The organism is Synechococcus sp. Tobar12-5m-g (assembly GCF_024345415.1).
Taxonomy (GTDB): Bacteria; Cyanobacteriota; Cyanobacteriia; order PCC-6307; family Cyanobiaceae; genus Regnicoccus.
The window spans coordinates 211,521-232,986 of record NZ_JAGQBB010000001.1 but is presented as its reverse complement, the minus strand read 5'-3'; the positions used below and the strand labels follow the sequence as shown (position 1 = coordinate 232,986).

The 21,466-nt window shown below is 67.9% G+C and carries 24 protein-coding genes; 11 read left to right on the top strand and 13 right to left on the bottom strand.

Features of this window, described 5'->3' with window-relative positions; all coding sequences use genetic code 11:
• Positions 1-47: 47 nt before the first annotated feature.
• Positions 48-737 carry an FKBP-type peptidyl-prolyl cis-trans isomerase gene (locus KBY66_RS01100; RefSeq protein ID WP_255087238.1) on the bottom strand — a complete coding sequence of 230 codons (690 nt, stop codon included), beginning with the start codon at positions 735-737 and terminating at the stop codon, positions 48-50.
• Between the two features lie 77 nt (positions 738-814).
• Positions 815-1,156 carry a phasin family protein gene (locus KBY66_RS01095; protein WP_255087405.1) on the bottom strand — a complete coding sequence of 114 codons (342 nt, stop codon included), beginning with the start codon at positions 1,154-1,156 and terminating at the stop codon, positions 815-817.
• Positions 1,157-1,206: 50 nt separating this feature from the next.
• On the opposite strand from KBY66_RS01095, the gene KBY66_RS01090 reads away from it, so the two are divergent.
• A complete protein-coding gene (locus tag KBY66_RS01090; RefSeq protein WP_255087237.1) occupies positions 1,207-2,724 on the top strand; it encodes an apolipoprotein N-acyltransferase in 1,518 nt (505 codons plus the stop codon).
• A gap of 80 nt (positions 2,725-2,804) precedes the next feature.
• On the opposite strand, the gene KBY66_RS01085 is transcribed toward KBY66_RS01090, so the two are convergent.
• A complete protein-coding gene (locus KBY66_RS01085) occupies positions 2,805-3,173 on the bottom strand; it encodes an RNA recognition motif domain-containing protein (RefSeq protein WP_255087235.1) in 369 nt (122 codons plus the stop codon).
• A 169-nt stretch (positions 3,174-3,342) separates the two neighbouring features.
• Here KBY66_RS01085 and KBY66_RS01080 point away from each other — a divergent pair, with 169 nt between their 5' ends.
• Positions 3,343-3,885, top strand: a complete 543-nt coding sequence (locus KBY66_RS01080) for a PAP/fibrillin family protein (RefSeq protein WP_255087233.1) — start codon at positions 3,343-3,345, stop codon at positions 3,883-3,885.
• An 81-nt stretch (positions 3,886-3,966) separates the two neighbouring features.
• Entirely contained in the window at positions 3,967-4,206 is a 240-nt protein-coding gene (locus KBY66_RS01075) for a cell division protein SepF (protein ID WP_399224561.1), read from the top strand.
• A gap of 33 nt (positions 4,207-4,239) precedes the next feature.
• On the opposite strand, the gene KBY66_RS01070 is transcribed toward KBY66_RS01075, so the two are convergent.
• Positions 4,240-5,043 (bottom strand): HAD family hydrolase, encoded by an 804-nt coding sequence (locus KBY66_RS01070; protein WP_255087232.1) that lies wholly within the window; start codon positions 5,041-5,043, stop codon positions 4,240-4,242.
• A 135-nt stretch (positions 5,044-5,178) separates the two neighbouring features.
• Between KBY66_RS01070 and KBY66_RS01065 the strand changes: the two genes are divergently transcribed.
• Positions 5,179-5,700 carry a hypothetical protein gene (locus KBY66_RS01065; protein WP_255087231.1) on the top strand — a complete coding sequence of 174 codons (522 nt, stop codon included), beginning with the start codon at positions 5,179-5,181 and terminating at the stop codon, positions 5,698-5,700.
• Positions 5,701-5,721: 21 nt separating this feature from the next.
• On the opposite strand, the gene glnT is transcribed toward KBY66_RS01065, so the two are convergent.
• The 8 genes from glnT to KBY66_RS01025 are packed head-to-tail and all read right to left on the bottom strand — an operon-like array spanning position 5,722 to position 13,582.
• The gene (glnT, locus tag KBY66_RS01060; RefSeq protein ID WP_255087230.1) at positions 5,722-6,987 is read right to left on the bottom strand and encodes a type III glutamate--ammonia ligase; all 1,266 of its coding nucleotides are present in this window, start codon (positions 6,985-6,987) and stop codon (positions 5,722-5,724) included.
• Between the two features lie 4 nt (positions 6,988-6,991).
• A complete protein-coding gene (locus KBY66_RS01055; protein WP_255087229.1) occupies positions 6,992-8,044 on the bottom strand; it encodes an alpha/beta fold hydrolase in 1,053 nt (350 codons plus the stop codon).
• Entirely contained in the window at positions 8,041-8,997 is a 957-nt protein-coding gene (locus KBY66_RS01050) for a fatty acid desaturase (RefSeq protein ID WP_255087228.1), read from the bottom strand. The genes KBY66_RS01055 and KBY66_RS01050 overlap by 4 nt, the downstream gene beginning before the upstream one ends.
• Before the next feature lies 1 nt (position 8,998).
• Complete coding sequence (locus KBY66_RS01045) at positions 8,999-10,264, bottom strand: mechanosensitive ion channel family protein (protein WP_255087227.1); 1,266 nt, start codon at positions 10,262-10,264, stop codon at positions 8,999-9,001.
• Positions 10,265-10,274: 10 nt separating this feature from the next.
• Complete coding sequence (locus KBY66_RS01040) at positions 10,275-11,516, bottom strand: extracellular solute-binding protein (RefSeq protein ID WP_255087226.1); 1,242 nt, start codon at positions 11,514-11,516, stop codon at positions 10,275-10,277.
• A gap of 47 nt (positions 11,517-11,563) precedes the next feature.
• The gene (locus KBY66_RS01035) at positions 11,564-12,475 is read right to left on the bottom strand and encodes an oxidoreductase (RefSeq protein WP_255087225.1); all 912 of its coding nucleotides are present in this window, start codon (positions 12,473-12,475) and stop codon (positions 11,564-11,566) included.
• A complete protein-coding gene (locus tag KBY66_RS01030) occupies positions 12,472-13,314 on the bottom strand; it encodes a methyltransferase domain-containing protein (RefSeq protein WP_255087224.1) in 843 nt (280 codons plus the stop codon). The genes KBY66_RS01035 and KBY66_RS01030 overlap by 4 nt, the downstream gene beginning before the upstream one ends.
• Before the next feature lie 10 nt (positions 13,315-13,324).
• The gene (locus KBY66_RS01025; RefSeq protein ID WP_255087223.1) at positions 13,325-13,582 is read right to left on the bottom strand and encodes a hypothetical protein; all 258 of its coding nucleotides are present in this window, start codon (positions 13,580-13,582) and stop codon (positions 13,325-13,327) included.
• A 162-nt stretch (positions 13,583-13,744) separates the two neighbouring features.
• Here KBY66_RS01025 and KBY66_RS01020 point away from each other — a divergent pair, with 162 nt between their 5' ends.
• From KBY66_RS01020 to KBY66_RS01005, 4 genes are read left to right on the top strand one after another with little or no spacing between them, the layout of a single operon-like run.
• Positions 13,745-14,407 carry a DUF47 domain-containing protein gene (locus KBY66_RS01020; RefSeq protein ID WP_255087222.1) on the top strand — a complete coding sequence of 221 codons (663 nt, stop codon included), beginning with the start codon at positions 13,745-13,747 and terminating at the stop codon, positions 14,405-14,407.
• 15 nt (positions 14,408-14,422) lie between these two features.
• The gene (locus KBY66_RS01015; protein ID WP_255087221.1) at positions 14,423-15,496 is read left to right on the top strand and encodes an inorganic phosphate transporter; all 1,074 of its coding nucleotides are present in this window, start codon (positions 14,423-14,425) and stop codon (positions 15,494-15,496) included.
• Positions 15,493-15,948, top strand: a complete 456-nt coding sequence (locus tag KBY66_RS01010) for a protein phosphatase (RefSeq protein ID WP_255087220.1) — start codon at positions 15,493-15,495, stop codon at positions 15,946-15,948. The genes KBY66_RS01015 and KBY66_RS01010 overlap by 4 nt, the downstream gene beginning before the upstream one ends.
• Complete coding sequence (locus tag KBY66_RS01005; protein ID WP_255087219.1) at positions 15,945-16,589, top strand: 2OG-Fe(II) oxygenase; 645 nt, start codon at positions 15,945-15,947, stop codon at positions 16,587-16,589. The genes KBY66_RS01010 and KBY66_RS01005 overlap by 4 nt, the downstream gene beginning before the upstream one ends.
• Here the strand turns inward: KBY66_RS01005 and KBY66_RS01000 are convergent.
• Positions 16,540-18,054, bottom strand: coding sequence for an MFS transporter (locus KBY66_RS01000; protein ID WP_255087218.1), 1,515 nt, complete (start codon positions 18,052-18,054; stop codon positions 16,540-16,542). The two genes, KBY66_RS01005 and KBY66_RS01000, sit on opposite strands and share 50 nt — an antisense overlap.
• 74 nt (positions 18,055-18,128) lie before the next feature.
• Between KBY66_RS01000 and KBY66_RS00995 the strand changes: the two genes are divergently transcribed.
• The 3 genes from KBY66_RS00995 (at position 18,129) to KBY66_RS00985 (ending at position 21,438) form a co-directional block, all read left to right on the top strand.
• Entirely contained in the window at positions 18,129-18,308 is a 180-nt protein-coding gene (locus tag KBY66_RS00995) for a hypothetical protein (RefSeq protein ID WP_255087217.1), read from the top strand.
• On the top strand, positions 18,305-19,003 hold the full coding sequence (locus KBY66_RS00990; RefSeq protein WP_255087216.1) for a Coq4 family protein: 699 nt from the start codon (positions 18,305-18,307) through the stop codon (positions 19,001-19,003). The genes KBY66_RS00995 and KBY66_RS00990 overlap by 4 nt, the downstream gene beginning before the upstream one ends.
• Positions 19,004-19,083: 80 nt before the next feature.
• A complete protein-coding gene (locus KBY66_RS00985; RefSeq protein WP_255087214.1) occupies positions 19,084-21,438 on the top strand; it encodes an arylsulfatase in 2,355 nt (784 codons plus the stop codon).
• Positions 21,439-21,466 lie beyond the last annotated feature (28 nt).

Sequence of the window (21,466 nt, the reverse complement as noted above, 5' to 3'; positions counted from 1 at the left end):
GCGGGCTTCAAGGCCGCGGGCATCCAGGACGCGGTGCGCGTATCGCTTCAGCTGCCGGCGCCCAGCAGCTCCACTTCGAAGATCAAGGTGGCGTTGGCGGGAATCACCCCGCCGGCCCCGCGCTCGCCATAGGCCAGATCGGGGGGGATGACCAGTTTGCGCTTGCCTCCCACCTTCATGCCGGCCACGCCCTCATCCCAGCCCTTGATCACCCGGCCGGCGCCGAGGGGGAAGCTGAAGGGGCCGCGGCCGATGCTGCTGTCGAACTGCTTGCCGTTGGTCAGGGTGCCGGTGTAGTTGACCTGAACGGTCTGCCCGGCAACGGCTTCGGGGCCATCTCCCAGCACCAGGTCGGTGATGCGCAGGCCGCTGGCTGTGGTGCGTTCCGGGGCGGCGTTGAGTTCGCCGCCAAGGGCTGCGGCACCGGCCTGGGCGAGGTCATGGGGATCGGAAACCATCGAGTCGGAAACCTTTGGATCGGAAGTAACCGGCTCGGGAGCCATCGCGAACAGTGTGGGGTTGGGATCGTCGGGATCGAGCTCGAAGCGGTCGCCAGCCTGGGCAACGGCCGGCCGAATCGTGCTGACGGGGACCCTGCTGACGGGGACCGTTGCGATCGGGGCACCAACCACGATCGAGCTGGCGGCAACCACGCTGCTGGGGGCGATCAGTTGGCTGGCCAGGGCCACCAGCAGACAGGCCACGCAGACGGACGCACTGATCAGGATGTCGCGCATGGCGCTGAAACCACCACAGGGGGGAATTGAATCGGATTCTGCCAGTTGCCCCCTCCTGGCCTGGCGAGGGGAGCGGATCAGTCCGGGGTCTCCTCCTGCTCCCGCCTGGAGCGCAGGAGTTGCTCGAGCCGATCGATCCGTCCCCGCAGCTCGTCGATCTCTTTCTGCCGCGCCAGGCCCACGTCCTGGAGGAAGTGGTCGATGTTGCGCTCCATCTGACGCCCCGCCTGCTTCTCCAGTTCAGGGTTGTCGCCCCGCAGGGCCCTCATCACGTCGTCGACCAAGGCGGTGGCCTGGCCGGGATCGAGCTGGCCACTCCGGACCCAATCCTGGGTCACACTACGCAGACGATCGGCCACCAGGGAACTGGTGCCAAGTCCACGAAGCAGAAGCTGTTGCAGCAGGTTGTCCCGGTCCATGGCGGCGTGGCTGGTTGTGTTGATCATGTTCTTCGCATCGGCACAGGGCCATGGGCGATGACCGGCACCTTGGCTGGGTGGTCTCCACACCCGCCACGGCCCTTGCCGGTCTGATCGCCGGCCTGAGTCTCCCCCCGCTCGGTTGCCCACCTCTGCTGTGGCTGAGCCTGGTGCCGCTCTGGGGCCAGGGCCTGCGCGAATCCGGACGCCGCAAAGCCTCGGGGATCGGCTCTGGCGTCTGGGCTGCGGGCCTGTGGGGGGGCGTTGCCGTTCTGGTCAGCCATCGCTGGCTGTTGTGGCTGCACCCGCTCGACTGGGTGGGGGTGCCCCTGCCGCTCAGCCTGCCGGTGTGCGTTGCCCTTTGGCTGGCCTGCGGCCTGGCGGCTGGGCTGCTGGTGGCACTCTGGTGCGCCCTGCTGGGCTGGCTGGGGCCGCTCCGCTGGAGCACGGCGCTGCTGATGGCGGGCCTTTGGGGGCTGGCGGAGGTGCTGCTGGCCCGCAGCCCTCTGTTCTGGATGGGCCTGGGCGCCGCGCCCTTGCCGGGCGATCGGGCCTTGGCGGGGCTGGCGGCCCTGGGCGGCGCCGGGCTGGTGGCGGCCGCCCAGCTGCTGATCGCCTGGCTGCTCTGGCGGGCCCTCGGCGCCGGAGCGACGGGGCGGCGCTGGTGGTGGTTCGGATTTGCCGCCCTGGTGGCGGCCCTGCACCTGCTGGGCTGGAGCCTGCTGCAATCCAGCGGCGCCGAGCGCGGAGAGCGTGTGGCAGTGATGGTGCTGCAGCCAGCGGTGCCCACCCGCCAGAAGTTCGAGCCCGCCCAGCAGCGGCGCCTGCTGCAGCGGCTGGCGGCCGCCAGGCGGGAGGCGGCGCTGCAGGGGGTTCAGAGCTTGCTGCTGCCGGAAGGATCCCTCGTCCGGGGCCAGGAGCTGCCCAGCCGGGAGCCGGTGGAGGTGCTCAGTGGTGGCTTCCGCGTCGAGGGAGAGGAGCTGCGCAGCAGCGTGTTGCGCTTTGCTCCCGACCGGGTGCTCCCCTCCGGCTGGATCGACAAGCACCGGCTGGTGCCACTGGGGGAATGGGTGCCCCTGGCGAGGTTCTGGCGCTGGAGTGGGCTCTCCGCCGTCGGTGGTGTGGAGCCTGGAACTCCCAGCCGATTGCTGGGGCGGCCGGCTGGGGCGATCGGCGTGGCGATCTGCTACGAGATCTCCGATGGCCAGGCCCTGGCCGCCGCCAGCCGCGACGGGGCCCGTTGGCTGCTGGCGGTCGCCAATCTCGATCCCTACCCAGCCCTGCTTCAGGATCAGTTCGTAGCGCTCAGTCAGTTGCGGTCGATCGAAACGGGCCGCTGGCTGGTGAGCGCCGCCAACACTGGACCCAGCCTGGTGCTCAACAGCCAGGGGGTGGTGATCGAGCGGCTGCCCGGGGGCCGGCCGGCCACGGCCCGCATCGAACTCGAAGCCCTGGGAGGGATCACCCCCTACGCCCGCTGGCGGGAGCTGCCCCTGCTGCTGCTGATCCTGATCGGCGCGGCAGCTGCCCTTGCTCCGGTGTGGCGATCGGCCAAGCGGGCGGGCTGAGGGGCGGCCGGGCCATGAAAAAACCCCGCCGAAGCGGGGTGAAGAAAGTCAACACCCGTTGGGGGTTGGAGCGCGTTGGTTCAGTAACGGCTGCGGCCACCGCCACCGCCACCACCGCCGTAGCCACCACCACCACCGCCGCCGTAACCACCGCCGCCACCGCCGTAGCCACCGCCACCGCCGCGATTACCGCCGCCACCGCCGCCGCCACGGGGCTCGGCTTTGTTGACGCGAATCATCCTGTTCATCCATTCGACGTTCTGGAGATCGTCGATGGCCTTCTGTTCTTCGGCATCATTGGCCAGTTCGACAAAGGCAAAACCGCGCTTACGGCCGGTTTCCCGGTCGAGGGGCAGGCTGCACTGGCGAACTTCTCCGTATTGACTGAAAAGGTCACGGAGATCCTCCTGTTCGGCGTCGAACGAAAGGTTGCCTACGTAGATTGTCATGTAACTGGGAAAAAACTTGAACTGATCCGTCGAGGGCTCTAGCCCACTTGTGAGCTAGCCAGAGATCTATGAACCAAAGTCACCTTACATCCCACGGGTGGCCGATTCGGGGCCCCGGGTCCCAGCGAACCCAATCTTCACCCGACCTTTACCGATCACCCTGGCCTCCATGTCAAATCGTGATCAACTGCTGCGGGCCCTGGACCGGCCGGGCCAGCTCGGCGATCGCCAGGTTGAAGCCCTGATCCAGGCCCTTGAGCGGGAGCTGCCGGCCGATCTCGGACGGCAGCGCTCCCTGCTCACGGGGGTGTGGGAGTTGTGCTGGAGCAGCAGCCGCCTTCCCTATCTCCTGGTGGCGCCCTGGTTGGAAAACCTGCAGATTCTTCAGCCGGAGCAGGGGCGCGGCATGAACCTGCTCCGGTCGGCTGGCCCCCTCGGCGCCCTGGCCGGCATCAGTATTGAGGCCAGCCTTGCGATCGTGGGGCCCCAGCGGGTCACCGTTGCCTTCCAGCGGGGCGGCTGGCTGGGGCCCTCGATCGGCGGCGGCCAGCGGCTGAGGTTGTTCCGGACGGTTCACCAGCCCTATCCCGCCTGGCTCGACATCACCGTTCTCGACCAGGACCTGCGCGTCTGCCGCGGCAACGCCGGCACCCTGTTTGCCCTCAAGCGGCGGGAGGACCTCAGCCCCGATGACTTCCTGGCGGGGGGATGAGCCTTGCTGGACCCCCTGGCCCGTGCATGGCACCCTGTGGCGATGAGCCGGTTCCCTGACTTGCCTCCTGAGGTGGTTCTGATGGAACCGCTGCGGTTCGAAGATGTGATGGCCGCCGTGCATGCCGTCCGGGAACGCAAGACGGTGCTGCTCAACCTGAGTTCCATGCCCCCGGAGGAGGCCCAGCGCTCCGCTGATTTCGTGGCCGGCGGGGTGTTTGCCCTCGATGGCCATCAGGAGCGCCTGGGGGAGCTGGTGTTCCTGTTCGCTCCCTTTGGCGTCGAGGTCACCCGGGATCCCGGCGGACCGATCGACCCCTGAGCCGGCCCGGGCCAGAGCCGTGGGGGGCCTTGCTCAGACGGGGCAATCCAGGCCGAAGTGGCGCAGGCCCTCGGCGATGCCGCCGCAGCCGTGGGCCTCGGCCAGGTAGATGTTCTCCAGTTCGGGGTGCAGGGCCCTCAACTTGGGTTCGGCGTTGCCAACCATCACGCCGTTCAGCCCGGTGCGGAACATGGCGAGGTCGTTGAGGGTGTCGCCGGCTGTGACCACCTGGCCATGGGGGAGATCGAGCAGGTCGAGCAGGCGGAGCAGGGTGGTGCCCTTGTTCACCCCGGCGGGGAGCACATCGAGGAACCGCTCGTCGGAAAGCAGGCAATCCACCCCGAGCAGCTCCAGCCGGCTGAGGATGGCGGTATCGAAGACCTGGGGCTCGTAATTGAAGGCATAGCGGCGCTCCACGTTGCGAAGCTGCGGACTCAGCCCGGCCACCCCCTCCAGGTGGCCGTCGAGCAGGGGTTGGACGGCCTGCCACTGGGCCTCGATCGGGTCCACGGCGATTGGCACCGTTTCCAGGCTGAGGCCGCAGGCCACCGTGCTGCCCACATCCCCGATCACCAGGTGGGGGGTCGGTGGCGGCAGCCCGTTGTCACCCCCCAGAAGGCTGCGAACGGCGGCCAGGTCGCGGCCGGTGCTGAAAATCTGCAGCACCCCGTCCCGGCGATCCTCCAGCCAGCTGTAAAACTGACGGCGCTGGGCCAAGGTGCCGCCCAACAGGGTGCCGTCGAGATCCATGACCAGCACCAGCTCGGGCCGTTCAGGCAGGGTGCCGCTGATCTGGGAGGAGAATTGGCTGCGGGAAGCCGCGTTGGCGTCAGCCATTGAGCTGGGGATCGCTGTCAATGACCGTTGTGCAGGGATCTAGGGCGACGGTTCCGTTTTGTCAAACACCCACGGATGACGTGTCAGGCAGATGGGTTGGTTTTCGGCCAGGCTGGTCGCCTCCGCTGCGATGCCATGACCCGCGAGAACGACCCCTTCCGGATCCCCCGCGCCGGTTGGGAAGTGGCCCCCATGGCCGGTTTCGCCTCCGTGGATCTCAATGCGAACGGCGGAGCGTTCAGCGGCGGTGAGTTCATCTCGGAGCGCACCGTTGGCGGCGTGCTCACCTATGCCATCTACCAGGCCCTGCTGACGGCCCTGCGCACCGAGGCCCTGCGCAAACGGGGTGAGATCAACCGCGGTACCCAGCTGAAACTGATCCTGAGCACCAGCCTGGAAACAGCCAAGACCGGTGTCGCCGTGGGGGCGGTGCTCTCGGTGCTGCTGCTGGTGTTCCCCTGGCTGGCCTTCCCCCTTTCGGTGCTGGGGGTGGTGGGCGCGGGCAAGGCCTCAATCGACCTCTTCCATGCCTTCTGGGATGGCCTCGATGAGGATCAGAAGTTGAGAGTGACTGTGGCCGCCCACGAGGCGGGAATCAGCCTGGCCGGTTTCTTCCGCGGCGAGGGGGACGGCATCGGCATGGCAGCCAGGGGTTGATGGCCTTGGGCCTGGGGAGACTCAACCCCCGGCACTGCCTGCAAGGTCCTGCCGGCGCAGGCTTTCGTAGGCCTGGCAGAAGGGCTCCCCCAGGGCCTCCCGCAGGATTCGGTCGGCGGCGAATGCCGCCAGGGCCTCGGCTGGACTGGCCGGGAGGGGTTTCGCCGCATCACCGGTGGGGGGATCGGTGTAGGTGTTGGCGTCGCTGCGGGGGCCGGGGTCCAGGCCCCGCTCGATGCCGTCGAGTCCGGCGGCCAGCACGGCCGCCGGCAGCAGGTAGGGGTTGGCGGCCCCGTCGGCCAGGCGAAGCTCGAGGCGTTGAGCGTCGGGGATGCGGACCATGTGGGTGCGGTTGTTGCCGCCATAGCTGATCCAGCCCGGCGACCAGGTGGCGCCGGAGCTGGTGGGCCGCCCTGCCAGGCGCCTGTAGCTTTCCGGTGTGGGGTTGGTGAGGGCGCAGAGGGCGGCGGCGTGCTCCAGCACCCCTGCGAGGAAGGCATAGGCCAGGGCTGAGAGCCCTTTCTCGCCGAGGGGATCGTGGAACAGGTTGCGGCCCTCCGCGTTCCAGAGCGAATGGTGCAGGTGGGCGCCGTTGCCGGTGAGGTCGGCGAATGGTTTAGGCGCGAAGCTCACTCCCAAGCCCTGCTGCTCGGCCATGCCGCTGGCCATCACCCGGAAGAAGGCGTGGCGGTCAGCCGTCACCAGGGCATCGGCGAAGGTCCAGTTGATCTCGAACTGGCCATTGGCATCCTCGTGATCGGCCTGGTAGGGGCCCCAGCCCAGCTCCTCCATTGCCTCCAGCAGCCCGCCGATCAGGGGGAGCTGGCTCATCAGGGCCAGCTGGTCGTAGCAGGGCTTGGTCTGGGTGTCCCCGGCATCGGCGATCGCCCCGCCATCCTGGGTCAGCAGGAAGAACTCCGCCTCGACGCCGGTGCGGAACCGGTAGCCGAGGGCGCCGGCACGCTCCAGCTGTCGTTTGAGCACCCAGCGGGGCGACTGCTCCAGGGGCTGGCCCTCCACCTGCAGGTCGGTGGCCACCCAGGCCACCTGCCGCTGCCAGGGCAGCACCATCAGGCTGGCCGGATCGGGCAGCCCCAGCACGTCGGGGTCGGCCGGGGTCATGGCGAGCCAGGCCGCAAAGCCGGCGAAGCCCGCCCCATCCCGGGCAACACCCTCCACGGCGCAGGCGGGCACCAGCTTGGCCCGCTGCACGCCGAACAGATCAGAAAAGGAGAACAGGAAATGGCGGATGCCGTGGTCGGCGGCGTAACGGGCCAGGTCGGTCATGGGTTCAAGCGTGGCAGAGGCGATCGATGGCAGCGCGGATCTGGGCCTGCTCCTGGGGGGCGTCGCGGGGATTGCCGGCCCGGTGGCCCAGCACCGATTCGATCACCTCGAAGCGGCATCCGGGGATGAGGGCCGCCTCAGCCGCGCAATCGTCCGGGGGGAAGTAGAGGTCGTGGCGTCCGGCGATCACGGTGGTGCGGGCCTTGATCGCTCCCAGGGCGGCTGCCAGATCGTCGGGCTTTCCCGAGCCGGTGGCGGTCGCCATCGCGACCGCCAGATCGTTGCCCAACCAGGTGTCGAGCATGGCCAGCAGGTTGTGGGGATCGTGGCGGCGGTAGGCGGGCAGCCAGACGCGCTCCACGTAGTCCTCCACCGATCCGTAGCCCAGGGCCTCATGGTGCCGTTCTCGGTAGTAGGGCTGGCTGGCGGCCCAGCTGGCGTAGATCAGGGCGAAGGTGCGCAGTCCCTGGTCCGGGCTGGCTGTGAATCGCTGGCCATTCCAGGCCGGGTCGGCCGTGAGCGCCTGGCGCAGGCTGAGCAGGAACAGGCGGTTGTGGGGGGTGGTCCGGGCCGTGCCGCACAGACAGCAGAGCCGCTCCACCGCCTCGGGGGCCAGGGAGCCCCAGTGGTAGGCCTGCTGGGCCCCCATGGACCAGCCGTAGATCAGGGCGATCCGCTCCACGCCGAACCGCTCCTTCAGCAAGCGCCGCTGCGCCCGCACATTGTCGACATGGCTCACCACCCAGCCGTCCTCGGTCAGGCCCAGGGCGCTGTTGCTGGGGCTGCTGGAGCGGCCGTTGCCGAACTGGCTCACCAGCACCACGCACCAGCGCTGCGGATCGAGGATCGGGCCCACCACCCACGCGATGTCTTCTGGCCAGGCGCCGTAGGAGCTGGGGTAGAGCACCAGGTTGGAGCGATCGGCGTTGAGGCGGCCGTACACCCGGTAGTTGAGGCGGGCATTCCCCAGCTGCTGGCCACAGGCGAAGCGAAAGGGCCCCAGCTCGAAGAGCTGATCCCATCCCCCGTCGGCGACGGACCCAGCGGCCTGGGTCACGCGGGCAGGGCCAGAACGGAGGGATCGGCCAGGAAGCGACGGTGCACCGCCAGGTAGCCTGGGGCGTTGTGCACCAGGCGGGGGGCGATGTGCTGGTGGGCTGTCGCCAGGGCATGAAACGGCACCGAGGCGAACAGGTGGTGCTCCACGTGATAGGGCATGTTCCACATCAGCCAGCGCAGCGGCGCCAGGGTGTGGGTGGTGCGGGTGTTGGCCAGGCCGTCACCACTGTTGCTGCAGCCGCCGTGCTCGGCCAGCAGCACGAAGCGCAGCAGGGGCTGGCCCAGGGCCAGCGGCAGCAGCCAGAACCAGAGCAGGAACCCGTTCCCCCCTGGCACTGACAGCCCCAGCACGACGCCGTACACGGCCGCCTGCTTCCAGAGCGAGGAACGCACCGACGGGGCCGCGTCAGCGGGGATGTAGGGGTTGGCGCTGAACTCGCCTCGCAGCCCCCGCCAATGGCCCCGCAACTTCCCGGTCCACCAGGGCAAGCCGCTGAGCTGGAGCAGGTAGCCCGCCCGGCTGGTGGGCGGCGCATCCTCCAGTTCCGGATCGAGGCCCGGTTGGTTGGTGTACCGGTGGTGCCACTGGTGGTAGCGGCGGTAGAAGTCGGCGTTGTAGAAACTCAGCACGCCCGCCCACCAGGCAACCGCGTCGTTGACGGCGCGGCTGGCGAATGCGGTGCGGTGACCGCATTCGTGCATGGCGCAGAAGGCGAAGGCCAGGCCCCAGCCCAGCAGCAGCAGGGCCGGCAGCCGCACCACCCAGGGGAAGGCGCCGTGGCCCCACACCCAGCCGCTGGCCAGGATCAGGGCGCCGTGGCCGAGGGTCTGGCTCCAGCCCGCCCGGTCGGAGCGACCATTCAGCTCGCGCAGGGCCGGAGCGGGGATGAGGTCGTGGGTGGTCATGTCGCTGGTGTCCACGGAAGGCTGGTGCTGGGTCGGTGGCTCCATTTCAGCCCGTTTCGCCCGGCATCGCGACGATCGTCCCTTCGCGGTGTCCTGGCTGTTGAAGCACCCGCTGCGGGAAGGGGATCTCAATGCCTTCGGCATTGAAGGCATGCCAGACGGCAGTGGACACTTCGCTCTTGATGCCAGCGTTGTTCATCGGATTTTCAATCCAGAAGCGCAGGGCGTAGTTGATCGCCGAATCGCCGTAGCTGAGCAGCAACGCCTTCGGCGCCGGTTGGGGGAGCACCCGCGGCGAGGCCAGAGCCACCTGCTCCAGCAGGCGGATCACCGTTTCGGGGTCGTGGCGGTAGGCGGCGGACACGTCCACCTGGCTGCGGCGCATCCGGTCAGAGCCGGTGTAGGTGGTGGTGGTCTTTGTGAAGAAGTCCTGGTTCGGGACCACCAGCTCAGCGTTGTCGCGGTCGCGCCAGAGCACGGCCGCCCGCAGCCCGAGGCTGCGCACTTCGCAGGGATCCCCATCGATGAAGAGGATTTCGCCTGGACCCACGGATCCCTCGAACAGCAGCCAAAGCCCGCTGATGAAGTTGGAGAACACCTCCTTGACCCCGAAGCCCAGGCCCACCGAGAGGCCCCCGGCCACGGCGGCAATCGCATTGGCATTGAGCCCGATCCGGTGCAACACCCAGAGGAAACCGCCACCGATCAGCACATAGCGGCAGACCAGCTGGATCGCCACCCGGGTCCCCTTGTTGAATCCCAGCAGCCGCTGCATCAGGGCCCCCAGCCAGGCCACCGGAAACTCCGACAGCACCACCAGGAAATAGGGAATGGTGAACAGCAGCACGAGGCCGCCAGTGGTGAGCGGTTCGTTGAAGAGGGGGAAGAGGGGGATGTCGGCAAAGTCCTCCAGCGAATCGACCTGGTTGACCAGGGACCCCGCCAGGGACAGGAGAAACAGGGGCTTGATGATGCGGCCATAAAGCCGGTCGATCGGGGCGGCGCCAAAGCGCCGTGCGAGAAGGACCCGGGCAACGATCAACCCTTGCCAGATGGCGTAAAGCCGCACGGAGTACTCCACCAGGCCGCTCGGTTGTCCGAGGGCCTGGAGGAGTTCGGCACCCAGCCGAAGGGCCAGCAGCAGGCCCAGGGTGCCAAGCAAGCGAACGATGGGGGGGCGTGCGGCCAGCCGGGGTTGCACCCCCCAGTGGTAGCCGAGCATCAGCGCCGCCACCGTGAATCCCTGCAGCAGCACCAGGGGGCGGCTGAGGTAGCCCAGCCAGCCGGAGATCTCGAGGAGAAGCATGTCCATCGCCCGGGCCTCAGGGGGTGTCCTGGTCGGGGGGTGCGCCTCCCGCCTGATCGGTCAGGCCCTGAATCACCCCATTGGGATCGAGGCTTCCCGCCATCAACTGGCGCAGGAGGTCATGAAGTTGGCCAACCCGTTGCTCCACCCGCTCGGGATGGCGGAAGCTCAGCATGCGGGAGTGGTCGAGGCTGGCGGCCATGGCCGCATAGCGCTGGGAACTCTTGGTGGGGATCAGCACCTCTTTGTTGACCGGCACATTACCGGGGCCGGCCAACATCATCCGGCGTTGATTCACCGGGTTGAGGGTGAACAGCACGAAGGCTTGCGCCAATTGACGCTGGCGGGGGCTGGAGTGGGTCCCGAAGCTCCAAACTTTCAGCCGGGTGAGTGTGGTGGCGGGCTGACCATCCGCCCCAGGCAATTCCGACACCCCGAGGGATCCTTTCATCTGGCGGCCCAGCCGTCCCAGCCAGAGGCTGTTGCAACTGATCCAGTCCCGCTCGCCCCGGCCGAGCCGTTCCACCAGATCGATCGATTCCTCGGCGAATTCCACGTTCTGCTGCTGGTTCGCGTTGTCCAGCCAGTTGAGCCACCCCAGCAGCCTGCGCTGGTCTGTGGCCTTGAAGCTTGGGGCAGCGGCGGCGCTGTCGTCAGCGGATTCGAGCAGCGCCTGGAGGCTGTCTTCAGCGTCGCTGCCGCTGGCGGTCCAGTATAGGTCGGTGGCAGCCAGGGGAAGGCCCACCCGCATCCCCTTGGCGCTGAGGGCGATCAGCTGGTCCAGGCTGGTGGGCGGATCGGGGACCCGTCGTCTGTTGAAGCAGGCGAGTTGCGGTTCAGCCAGCAGCGGTACCGCCAGAAACCGGTTGTCTGCCAGCCGGAACTCGGCGAGAAAGCGGGGATGGATCTCCTCGAGGCCCTTGCCGCGAAACCGCACCGGGGTGGACAGGTGCTGCTGGTTCAGCCGCAGCGCCGTCACCACCCGGGTCACCAGCAGATCCGGACCGAGGGCGCGGGAGGTGCGGTAGGCGGTGGCCGGCACGATCGCCCCGCTGGAGAAGTGCCGCACCCGGATGCGCACGCCCGGATTGGCCTGCTCAAAGTCCTCGAGCAGCTGCTGAACAACCCTGCGGGAATCGCCGATCTCCGCCTGGCGGCTCTGGCTGGATTCGTTCTCGACGTAGATGAACAGGGTGTCGGGGAGGAAGCCGCTGCTGCAGCCACCGAGGCCGAGGAACAGGGTCAGGGCACCGCCCATGCCCAGAATCAGTCGCCCTTTCGGGAGCCGCCGACCGGGCAATCTCCTCAAGCCCTGTCCTCCGTGAGGGCCTCACTCACCTCCCAGAGCCGGCGCCGCTGGATGGGATCGAGGGCCGCTGGGGCGATCCGCACCTGGGTCGGCCAGCCCCGCATCCCCCCCCACTGATCAGGACCATACTGCTCGCCGCCCTTGGCCTCGGGGGCCGTGGCGGCGTAGAGCTGGGGCAGGGCTCCCATGGCGGCGCTCTGGAACAGGGGGTCCATCAACCGGTAGGCCAGCCCTTCCAGCTTCGAGCTGGGGGCCGCCACCGAGGCCGGCTGCAGGTTCGGGCGGGCCAGGCCGGGGTGAGCTGCGAGGGAGATGGCCGGCCGGCCGGCGGTCGCCAGCCGCTCCTGGAGTTCCAGGGCGAACATCACGTTGGCCAGCTTGCTCTGGCTGTAGGCCGCCCAGCGGTCGTAGCGGACTTCGCCCTGCAGATCATCGAAGGCGATGCGGCCGAAGTACTGGGCCCCGGAGGTCACCGTCACCACACGGGCGCCCGGCCGCCCTTCCAGCAGGGGCAACAGGGCCTGGGTGAGGGCGAAGTGGCCCAGGTGGTTGGTGCCGAACTGCAGCTCGAAGCCATCGTGGGTGAGGCGCCGCGGCGTGCCCATCACCCCGGCGTTGTTGAGCAGGATGTCGAGGCGGCCGTACTGGTCGGCCATCCAGCGGGCCGCCGTTCGCACACTGGCCAGATCGGCGAGGTTGAGCTCCAGCACCTCCAGCCCGCCGGTGGCCGCGGGCAGCAGCTCGTCGCGGGCCGCTTCCCCCTTGCGCCGGGAGCGGCAGGCCAGCACCACCGTGGCGCCGTGGCCGGCGAGGGCGCGGGCCGATTCGAGGCCCAGGCCACTGTTGGCGCCGGTGATCAGGGCGATGCGGCCGCTCTGGTCGGGGATGTCGGCGATGGTCCAGGTCATGGATGCCATCGTGTCGCCCGCAGCTCCAGCACCGTGGGAGCGACCCAGTAACTTCCAGCCCGCCCGTGGGCCCGGGCCATCTCCCTCTCGGCGGCGGCCGCCTCCTCCAGGCTCCAGCGGCCCTGCTGCTGCAGCGTTGCGCCGTAGACCCGCACGAACCACTCCAGCCAGTCGGCCACCGCATCGCCGGGTTGGCCCACCAGGGCCAGGGGGCGAAGCTCCTCGATATGAAACCCCCGCGCCGCCAGCAGGGCCGGAAGTTCCCGGTTGGGGTTCGGATGGCCGCCGGCCGCCTCGAAGCTCTCCAGGGTGGCGGCAGCGAACCGTTCGATGGCGGCGCCATGGGGATGGAGCGCAAAGCTGCTCCAGTGCACGTACTCGTGGAACACCACCTGACCACCGGGGCGCAGGGCCTGGCCCAGCTGCTCCACGAGCGGTTCCAGCCCAGGCAGGAACATGGCCACCCAGCGGCACCAGGCCCGATCAAAGGGCTCGTCCGGCAGGGGATCGCGGCACAGATCGTGTCGGCGAAATTCCAGCTGCTCCAGTCCGGCGCTCGCGGCCGCCGCCCGGGCCACCTCGACATAGTCGGCGCTGAGCTCAAGCCCCAGCACCCGCCCCGTGGGGCCCACGGCCCGGGCCAGTACCAGGCTGACAAAGCCGGGCCCGGCCCCCAGATCGAGCACCCTGTGGCCTGGCTGCAGGTGGGCACGGCCCCAGGCCTGGCGTGCCAGGGGCAACCACAGCTCATGCTGCAGCCGCAGCCGTTCCCGCTCGAGCGCCGTGGTGCCGAGCACGTAGGTGTCGCCACCGAACCGAAGGGCGCGGGGAGCGGCCATCGTGGAGGGATCAGTCTTCCGGGAACAACAGGTCGGCCAGCTCGTCGGGATCGACGTCGTAGACCCGGGCGAGGCTGGTTTCGATCGCGGAGGTCACTTCGCCGGGCAGGAAGCGCATGGCGTTGAGGGCATCCTCGGCGATGTCGTCGGTGAGCAGCTTCTCCTCTCCGCCGAGCTTCTCGTCGTTGATCACCGCCATCACCCAGCTCTGGTAGGCGTAGACGAGGTCCGCGAACTCCAGATCCGGGTCGTTGAGGTCGAGGGCCATGGGTCTGTCACGTTCAGGCCTCCGTAGTTTGACCCCCGAGGGGGACGAAGGAGCACCGTTGCTGCTGAGGTGGCGGCGGGATGACGGATGCGGCCACGGTCTGCCGCCCCCTTCGTGCCGTTACCTTTGCCTGACAGGAACGAAGCCAGGCAAGCAAACCCGGTGTCCAGTGAAACCCCTCCGCTTTTCGGCAAAACCCGTTTTCTTCAGGGCTTGATCGAGGAGTTCCTTGACAAGATCTCCGAGGGCGTGCTCATCGTGGAACTCGGCCTTCGCGCCTATCTCTCCCCCGCGGAGAACCTGGCGATCTGCGAGGAGAAACTGGAGCAGGCGATCGAGATCAAGCGGCGCTGCAGTGAACTGCGCCGCACGATCGTGACGATGCTCTACACCGAGATGTTGCTGCCTGATGCCCGGGGCGATGTGTTGCGGCTACTGGGCGATCTGTTTGAGCTGCTCGACCAGATGGGCGACGACTTTCAGGAGTTGATGATCGTGCAGCCCCGCTCCCGTCCGGATTTTACCCAGGAGTTCGAGGAACTCTCCACCTTGGCGATCCGTTGCGTGCAGGCCGTGGTGCTGGCCGCCCGCACCTTCTTCCGCAACCCGGAGGCCGTGCGCGATCACATCAACGAGGTGCGGACCTTCGAGGATGAAACCGACAGGATTGCCCTGCGGATCAGGCGCAAAATCGTCGCCTCCGGCCTCGATTTTGAGCAGCGGAGCCAGCTGCGCCAGGAGGTGGCCATGCTGGATGGTCTGGCCGACATGGCCGAGAACATCAGTGATGACCTCTCGATCTACGCGATCAAGCGCGCTCTCTGAGCCGGAGCCCAGCCCATGAGCCTGATCGTCACGCTGATCTTCCTCTCCAGCGGCCTGTTCCTCGGCTGGTCGATGGGGGCCAACGACGCCTCCAACGCCTTCCGCACCGCGGTGGCCACCCGCATGATCCGCTTCTCCACGGCGGCCTTCCTCTGCAGCGCGTTCGTGATCATCGGTGCCGTCACCAGCGGCGCCGGCGCCGCCGAGGGCCTGGGTCAACTGGGGGCGATCAACACCCTGCCGGGGGCCTTCACCGCCGCCCTGGCGGCCGCCCTCACGGTGGCCTGGATGAGCAAGCTGGGCCTGCCGGCCTCCACCAGCCAGGCGGTGGTGGGCTCGATCATCGGCTGGAACCTGTTCAGCGGCTCCCCCACCGACCTGGGCACCCTGGGCCGCATTGCCGCCACCTGGGTGGTGTCACCGGTGCTCGGGGCGATCTTCGCGATGCTGCTCTACAAGCTGCTGGTGGAGTGGATCCGCCTCACCCGGCCCCACCTGCTCTCGCTCGATCGCAACACCCGCACCGGATTGATCCTGGCGGGCGTCTTCGGCTCCTATGCCATCGGCGCCAACGGCATCGGCAATGTGATGGGCTTCTTTGTGGAGGCCTCGCCCTTCCGCGATCTGAGCCTGGGGCGTTTCAGCGTCTCGTCGGTGGAGCAGCTGTTCCTGATCGGTGGGATCGCCGTGGCCGTCGGTGTCTACACCTATTCCCGGCGGGTGATGATGACCGTGGGCGACAGCCTGATGACCCTTTCGCCACTGGGCGCCTTCGTGGTGGTGGTGTCCCATTCGCTGGTGCTGTTCATCTTTTCCTCCACGGCGCTGGAGAGCCTGCTGGCGGGCTGGGGCCTGCCCACGATTCCGCTGCTGCCGGTGTCGGGGTCCCAGGCGGTGATCGGCTCGGTGCTGGGCATCGGCCTGCTGCAGGGCCTCAAGGGGGTGCGCCAGATCCGCTGGGGCGTGCTGGGGGGGATCGCCTCAGGCTGGATCACCACCCCGCTGATCGCAGCGGTGATGGGGTTCGTTCTGCTGTTTGTTGTGCAGAACGTGTTCGGGCAGGAGGTGTTTCGGGCGGTGCATCCATGAGCCCGCCGGCCGCCGAAGCCTCTGCGCTCCAGGCGGGCCTGTTCGATTTCGCCCTCGGTGAGCTGGTGCGGCAGCACCGGGAGAGCTTTTCGCCGCTGTGGACCCCTGAGGGCTGGGCCAAGTTGATGATCTGGCTGGCGCTGAACAGCGGATGCTCCGGCGATCGGGAGGCGCTGGAAGCGTTCGCGGCCTCCCTGGGGCCGGTGGTTACGGGCCGGATGCGGCGGCTGTTCTTCGAGCGAGAGCTGGCTGATCTGAACCTCAAGCTGATGGCGGATCCTGCCGAGGCCCAGGTGCTGGTGTGGCCCCTGGAGCCGGGGGGTGATCCGGTCGGTCTGGAGCGGGTGGCCGCGGCGCTGGAGGCTGTTGGGCTTGCGGATCGGATGGTGGAGCAAGGGAGCTGGCAGCTGCTGGAGGATCTGGTGGCGGTGCCGTGGCGGCAGAACCCATGAACCTGATTGCCCGCTTCCGCAACCCTGGCTATGTCGCCGTCGCCGAGGCGGCCCTGGCCTTCTTCGAGCGCCGGGTCGACCTGCAGCGACCCGGTGTGGCCTTCGGGCCCGATGCGGGGCCTGATCAGGGGCCGGATCCGGAGCCCGCCAAGGTCTCCACCGACATCTCTCTGGTGGCAATCGACCGCAGCGACCCGGAGGCCCATGGCCTGGCCCAGCTGATCCTGCGCGGGGTGAGCGCCGGCCTGGAGCGCTACCTGGCGGAGCGGCCCCTGTTCCGGCAGGTGTGCCCGGAGCAGAGTCTGTTCGTGCTGCCGATCTTCAACCTGCAGCGCTACGCCCCCGGCGAGGGCTTCAGGAGCTGGCACTGCGACTGGACCACCACCGAAGAGGCCACCGAACCGATCAGGCGGGTGCTGGCCTGGATCCTGTACCTGGACACCGTGCCCGAGGCCGGCACCGAGTTCCACTGGCAGGGCCACCACGAGGAGGCCGAGCAGGGCAAGCTGGCGATCTTCCCGGCGGGGCCCTCCCACATCCACCGGGGCCGGGTGAGCCACAGCCACACGAAAACGATTGCCACCGGCTGGATCAACGCCGGCAGCCAGCAGGATTACCTCCGGAGGCTGGCGGAGGGCTGAGCGTTGCGGAGTTCCGTTGGGGCGACTCGCGCCCCCGCAGCAGGGACACGGCCGCTCCCACCAGGCCCAGGGCCGCTGCCAGCTGAAAGGCGTGGTGCTGGGCGGTCATGTAGTGGATCAACGGGGTGCCCGTCACCACGCTTCCGGGCCGTCCGGCCAACACCTGGGCGCCGCCTGGCCCCAGCCCGATCGACAGGATCGAGCCGGCCAGCGAGGCCCCGAGGGCCTGGCCGAAATTCCGGGAGGTGGAGAGGAAGCCGTTGGCCACGCTCAGGTTCTGGGCCGGCACCGGATTGAGGGTGGCACTGTTGTTGGGAGGTTGAAACAGGCCGCCACCGGCGCCGAGCAGCAGCAGAGGGGGCACGATCTGAACCTCCGAGGCGCCGGCCTGAAGCCCTGAGAGCAACAACACGGCGCCGCTGACGGCAAGAAGTCCCAGGGTGCTGAGGCTGCGAGCTCCGAATCTGCCGCCCAGGAAGGTGACGGACAGGCTGGTGATCACCAGCATCACCGACAGCGGCACCAGCAGAAATCCGGCCCGCAGCGGGGTGAGACCGAGCACGAACTGGGCGTAGAGGGGAAGGAGGAAGTAGGCCGAGACAGCCGCCACGAAGTAAAAAGCGGCGGCGAATGAGCCGCAGCTGAAGGCCCGCGAGCGCAGCAGGCCGAGGCGGAGCAGGGGCTGGGCCGTTCGCCGCTCCACGGCCAGGAAGCCCACCAACAGGAGCAGGGTCGCGGCTGCCAGTGCCACTCCAAGGGGCCACGGCCAGGCCCCTGAGAGGTGTTCGATCAGCAGGAAGGGCGCCGCCACCGTGGCACTCCAGAGCAGGGCACCGACCGCGTCGAAGGGGGGCCCGCCGCCTGCGGCACTCGAGGGCTCCAGCACCAGGAGGCAGAGGACCAGACCCGCCAGGCTGATGGCCAGGATGATCAGGAATAGGGACGGCCAGCCATACGTACCGATCACAAGGCCCCCCAGCACCAGCCCTGTGACCTGGGCCAGGGCCAGCACAGAGGCGTTCACGGCCATGGCGGTCCGCCGTTCCCGCAGGGGGAACACCGAGGTGATCTCCGCCATCACATTGGCCAGCACCAACCCACCGCCGATGCCCTGCAGCACGCGCCAGAACAGAAGCACCGGGAAGCTGGTGGCCAGGAAACACATCAACGAGCTGATGGCCAGCCCCCCCATTCCCCCGGCCACGATGCGGCGGCGGCCCCAGAGATCAGCCATGCGCCCGGCTGGCAGCAGGGTGATCGTCACGCTGAGCATGTAGGCGACGATCACCCATTTCAGGGTGGACAGACCGACACCGAACTGCCTGGCCATCGCCGGCAGGGCCAGGGTGACGATGAACCCGTCCATGTAGACGACGAAGTTTCCGAACTCCACGGCTACCAGCGCCCACCAGCGGTGGGAGGGGCCATGCAGGGTCCGACGGAGGAGGCTGGGTTCAGGCTTCATCCGTGGATCCTGAGTCGCATTCCAATTCAACTGGTAAGGCCAAAGTCAGCCAAGCCTGGCCCTCGGCACCGGAGTTGGCGGCCCTGCCGAACGGCAGCCTCGGCAAGCTCGATCAGGCGCGGTTCGATCGGCTTGGGCTGCACGCGCCACCACCACACAAAACCTTCTCCACCGGCTGGATCAACGCCGGCAGCCAGGAGGATGACCTGGGGCGGCTGGCGTCGTCTCCTGCCCCTGCCCCATCCACACCATGAAGATCGATCCCGACCTCCGCCGCCGCACCCTGCGGGCCGCCATCGCCCTGCTCGAAACGGCCCATGATCCGGAGCATGTGTTTCCCCATGCCGTGCCCCTGCTGGATGCCCTCGGCAGCTCGGCTCTGGGGGATCTGGGCCGGGCCCAGTTGCTCGAGGATCCCGCCCTCAGGGCCCTCGCCGCTGAGCGGTACTGGGGTCCCTGGCCCTCGGCACCGGAGTTGCGGGCCCTGCCGAACGGCAGCCTCGGCCAGCTCTATCAGGCGCGGTTCGATCGGCTTGGGCTGCATGCGCCACCACCACCGGACACCTCCGGCATGGACGGCCCCGGCGCCTACCTGCAGCAACGGCTGCGTTTCACCCATGACCTCCATCACACCGTGCTGGCCATTCCCGTGGACGTGCCCGGAGAGGCCGCAGGTTCGGCCTACTACGCCTCGGCCCTGCGCCAGCCAGCTTCTGCCGCCGTGTTGACGGCCTGGATCTTCCACGGCTTTGAAGTTCCTCAGGAGAACGAGCGCCTCTGGAATGGCATCCGCTTCGGTCTGGAGGTGGCCCGGCTGGGGCCCACCCTGCTGGCGATGCGCTGGGAAGAAGGCTGGGCGCTGCCGATCGCCGCCTGGCGTCAGCGGCTGGGACTGACAGATCTTCTGCTGCAAAGCCCCTTCCAGGAGGAGCTGGCGCTGCTCAGCTGAGCGCTGTGTCGAAAGACACAGGTGAAAAACTCACCTTGGCCTGTCTGATTATCTTTCGGGCAGCCCTCCTCCCCGGACCGATGCCGCTCAACGAGTACAAGCCCGGCACCGCCTTCCCTGGCGTGATCGGCCGCACCGCCGACGTGTCGACCCCGGCCTGGCCCGAGCCCAACCGGGCGAAGGAGGGGGCGCCGAACGTGCTCTACATCGTTCTGGACGACACGGGATTCGGGCAGCTCGGTTGCTATGGCAGTCCGATCGCCACGCCCAACCTCGATGCCCTGGCGGCCGATGGGCTGCGCTACAGCAACATGCACACCACGGCGCTCTGCTCGCCGTCACGCTCCTGCATGCTCACGGGGCGCAACCACCATTCCAACGGGCTGGCCTGCATCACGGAAGGCTCGATGGGCTATCCCGGCTCCAACGGCTACATCCCGTTCGAGAATGGCTTCCTTTCCGAAATCCTGCTGCAGCAGGGCTACAACACCTACGCCGTGGGCAAGTGGCACCTCACCCCGGCGGAGGCCACCTCCGCCGCCGGCCCCTACGACCGCTGGCCCCTGGGAAGGGGTTTTGAGCGTTTCTACGGCTTCCTCGGCGGCGACACGCACCAGTACTACCCCGAGCTGGTGCGCGACAACACCCAGGTGGAACCTGAGAAAACTCCTGAGCAGGGCTATCACCTCACGCCGGATCTGGTGGAGAAGGCGAAGGCGATGATCGCCGATGCCAAGCAGGTGGCGCCGAACAAGCCCTTCTTCATGTACTTCTGCACCGGCGCCATGCATGCGCCCCACCATGTGCCGAAGGAATGGGCCGACAAATACAAGGGCCAATTCGACGACGGCTGGGATGCCTACCGCGAGAAGACGTTCGCCCGCCAGAAGGAGCTGGGCATCATTCCCCCGAACACCACCCTGTCGCGCCACGATCCCGACGTGCAGGACTGGGCCTCTCTCTCGGACGATGAACGCCGGTTGTATGCCCGCATGATGGAGGTGTTCGCCGGCTTCCTGGAGCACACCGACCACCACATCGGCGAGCTGATCGCATTCCTCAAGGAACTGGGCGAATACGACAACACCCTGATCATGGTGATCTCCGACAACGGCGCCAGCTCCGAGGGCGGGCCCACCGGGTCGGTGAACGAGGGCAAGTTCTTCAACAACGTGCCGGAAAACCTGGAGCAGAACCTGGCCGCCATCGACGACATCGGCGGACCGAAGTATTTCAACCATTACCCCTGGGGCTGGACCCATGCCGGCAACACCCCGTTCCGGCGCTGGAAGCGGGAGACCTACCGGGGTGGTACCAGCGATCCCTTCATCCTGAGCTGGCCGAAAGGCATCAACGCCAGGGGGGAGATCCGCAGCCAGTACGCCCATGCGATCGACATGGTGCCCACCGTGCTCGATGCCCTGGGGATTGAGGCTCCCACCACCATCCGGGGGGTGACCCAGAGCCCGATCGAGGGCTTCTCGCTGGCCTCCAGCTTCGACAACCCGGCTGCACCGAGTCTGCACCTCACCCAGTACTTCGAGATGTTCGGCCACCGCTCCCTGTATCACGATGGCTGGCGGGCCGTTTGCCCCTGGCCGGGCACTTCTTTCAGCGAATCGGGCCGCAGGTTCGGCGATCCGATCTCCTACGACCAGCTGATCCAGCTCGATGCCCATGGCTGGGAGCTCTACAACCTCGAGGAGGATTTCGCCGAAACCAATGATTTGGCGGCGTCCGAACGGGATCGGCTGATCGCCATGATCGGGATGTGGTACGTGGAGGCCGGCAAGTACAACGTGCTGCCGATCGACAGCCGCGGCACCCAGCGATTCGGGGTCGAGCGCCCTCAGATCGCCGCCGATCGACAGCGTTACGTCTATTACCCCGGCACCCAGGTGGTGCCCACCAACGCGGCCCCCAGGGTGATGAACCGGCCTCACTCGATTTCCGTGGAGGCCCTGGTGCCCGAAGACGGAGCCGATGGGGTGTTGTTCAGCATGGGGGGCAACGACGGTGGTTTTGCGTTCTACGTGCAGAACGGACTCCTCACCTACGGCTACAACTATGTGGCGGAGAGCCACTTCCGCATCACCTCCACAGCGCCGGTTCCCAGCGGCCATCACATCTTCAGCGTGGAGTTCACCCCCACCGGTCCGGCCGACATCGCCAACGGCAAGGGCACCCCAGCGGCGATCAAGCTGTTCGTGGATGGCGAGCCCGTGGGTGAGGGCCAACTTCCGGTCACGATTCCCCTGAGCCTGGGCCTGGCGGCGGGGGCGGCGGTGGGCGCCGATCCCGGCTCCCCCACCATGCCCGATTACAAGCCACCCTTCGCCTTCAGCGGAACGGTGAAGCGGGCGCTGGTGGATGTGACCGGCACAGCGGTGGAATCGCAGGACGACAAGATGCGGATGATCCTGGCGCGGCAGTAGTTGCGTTTCGCGCAGATCTCAGCGGAAC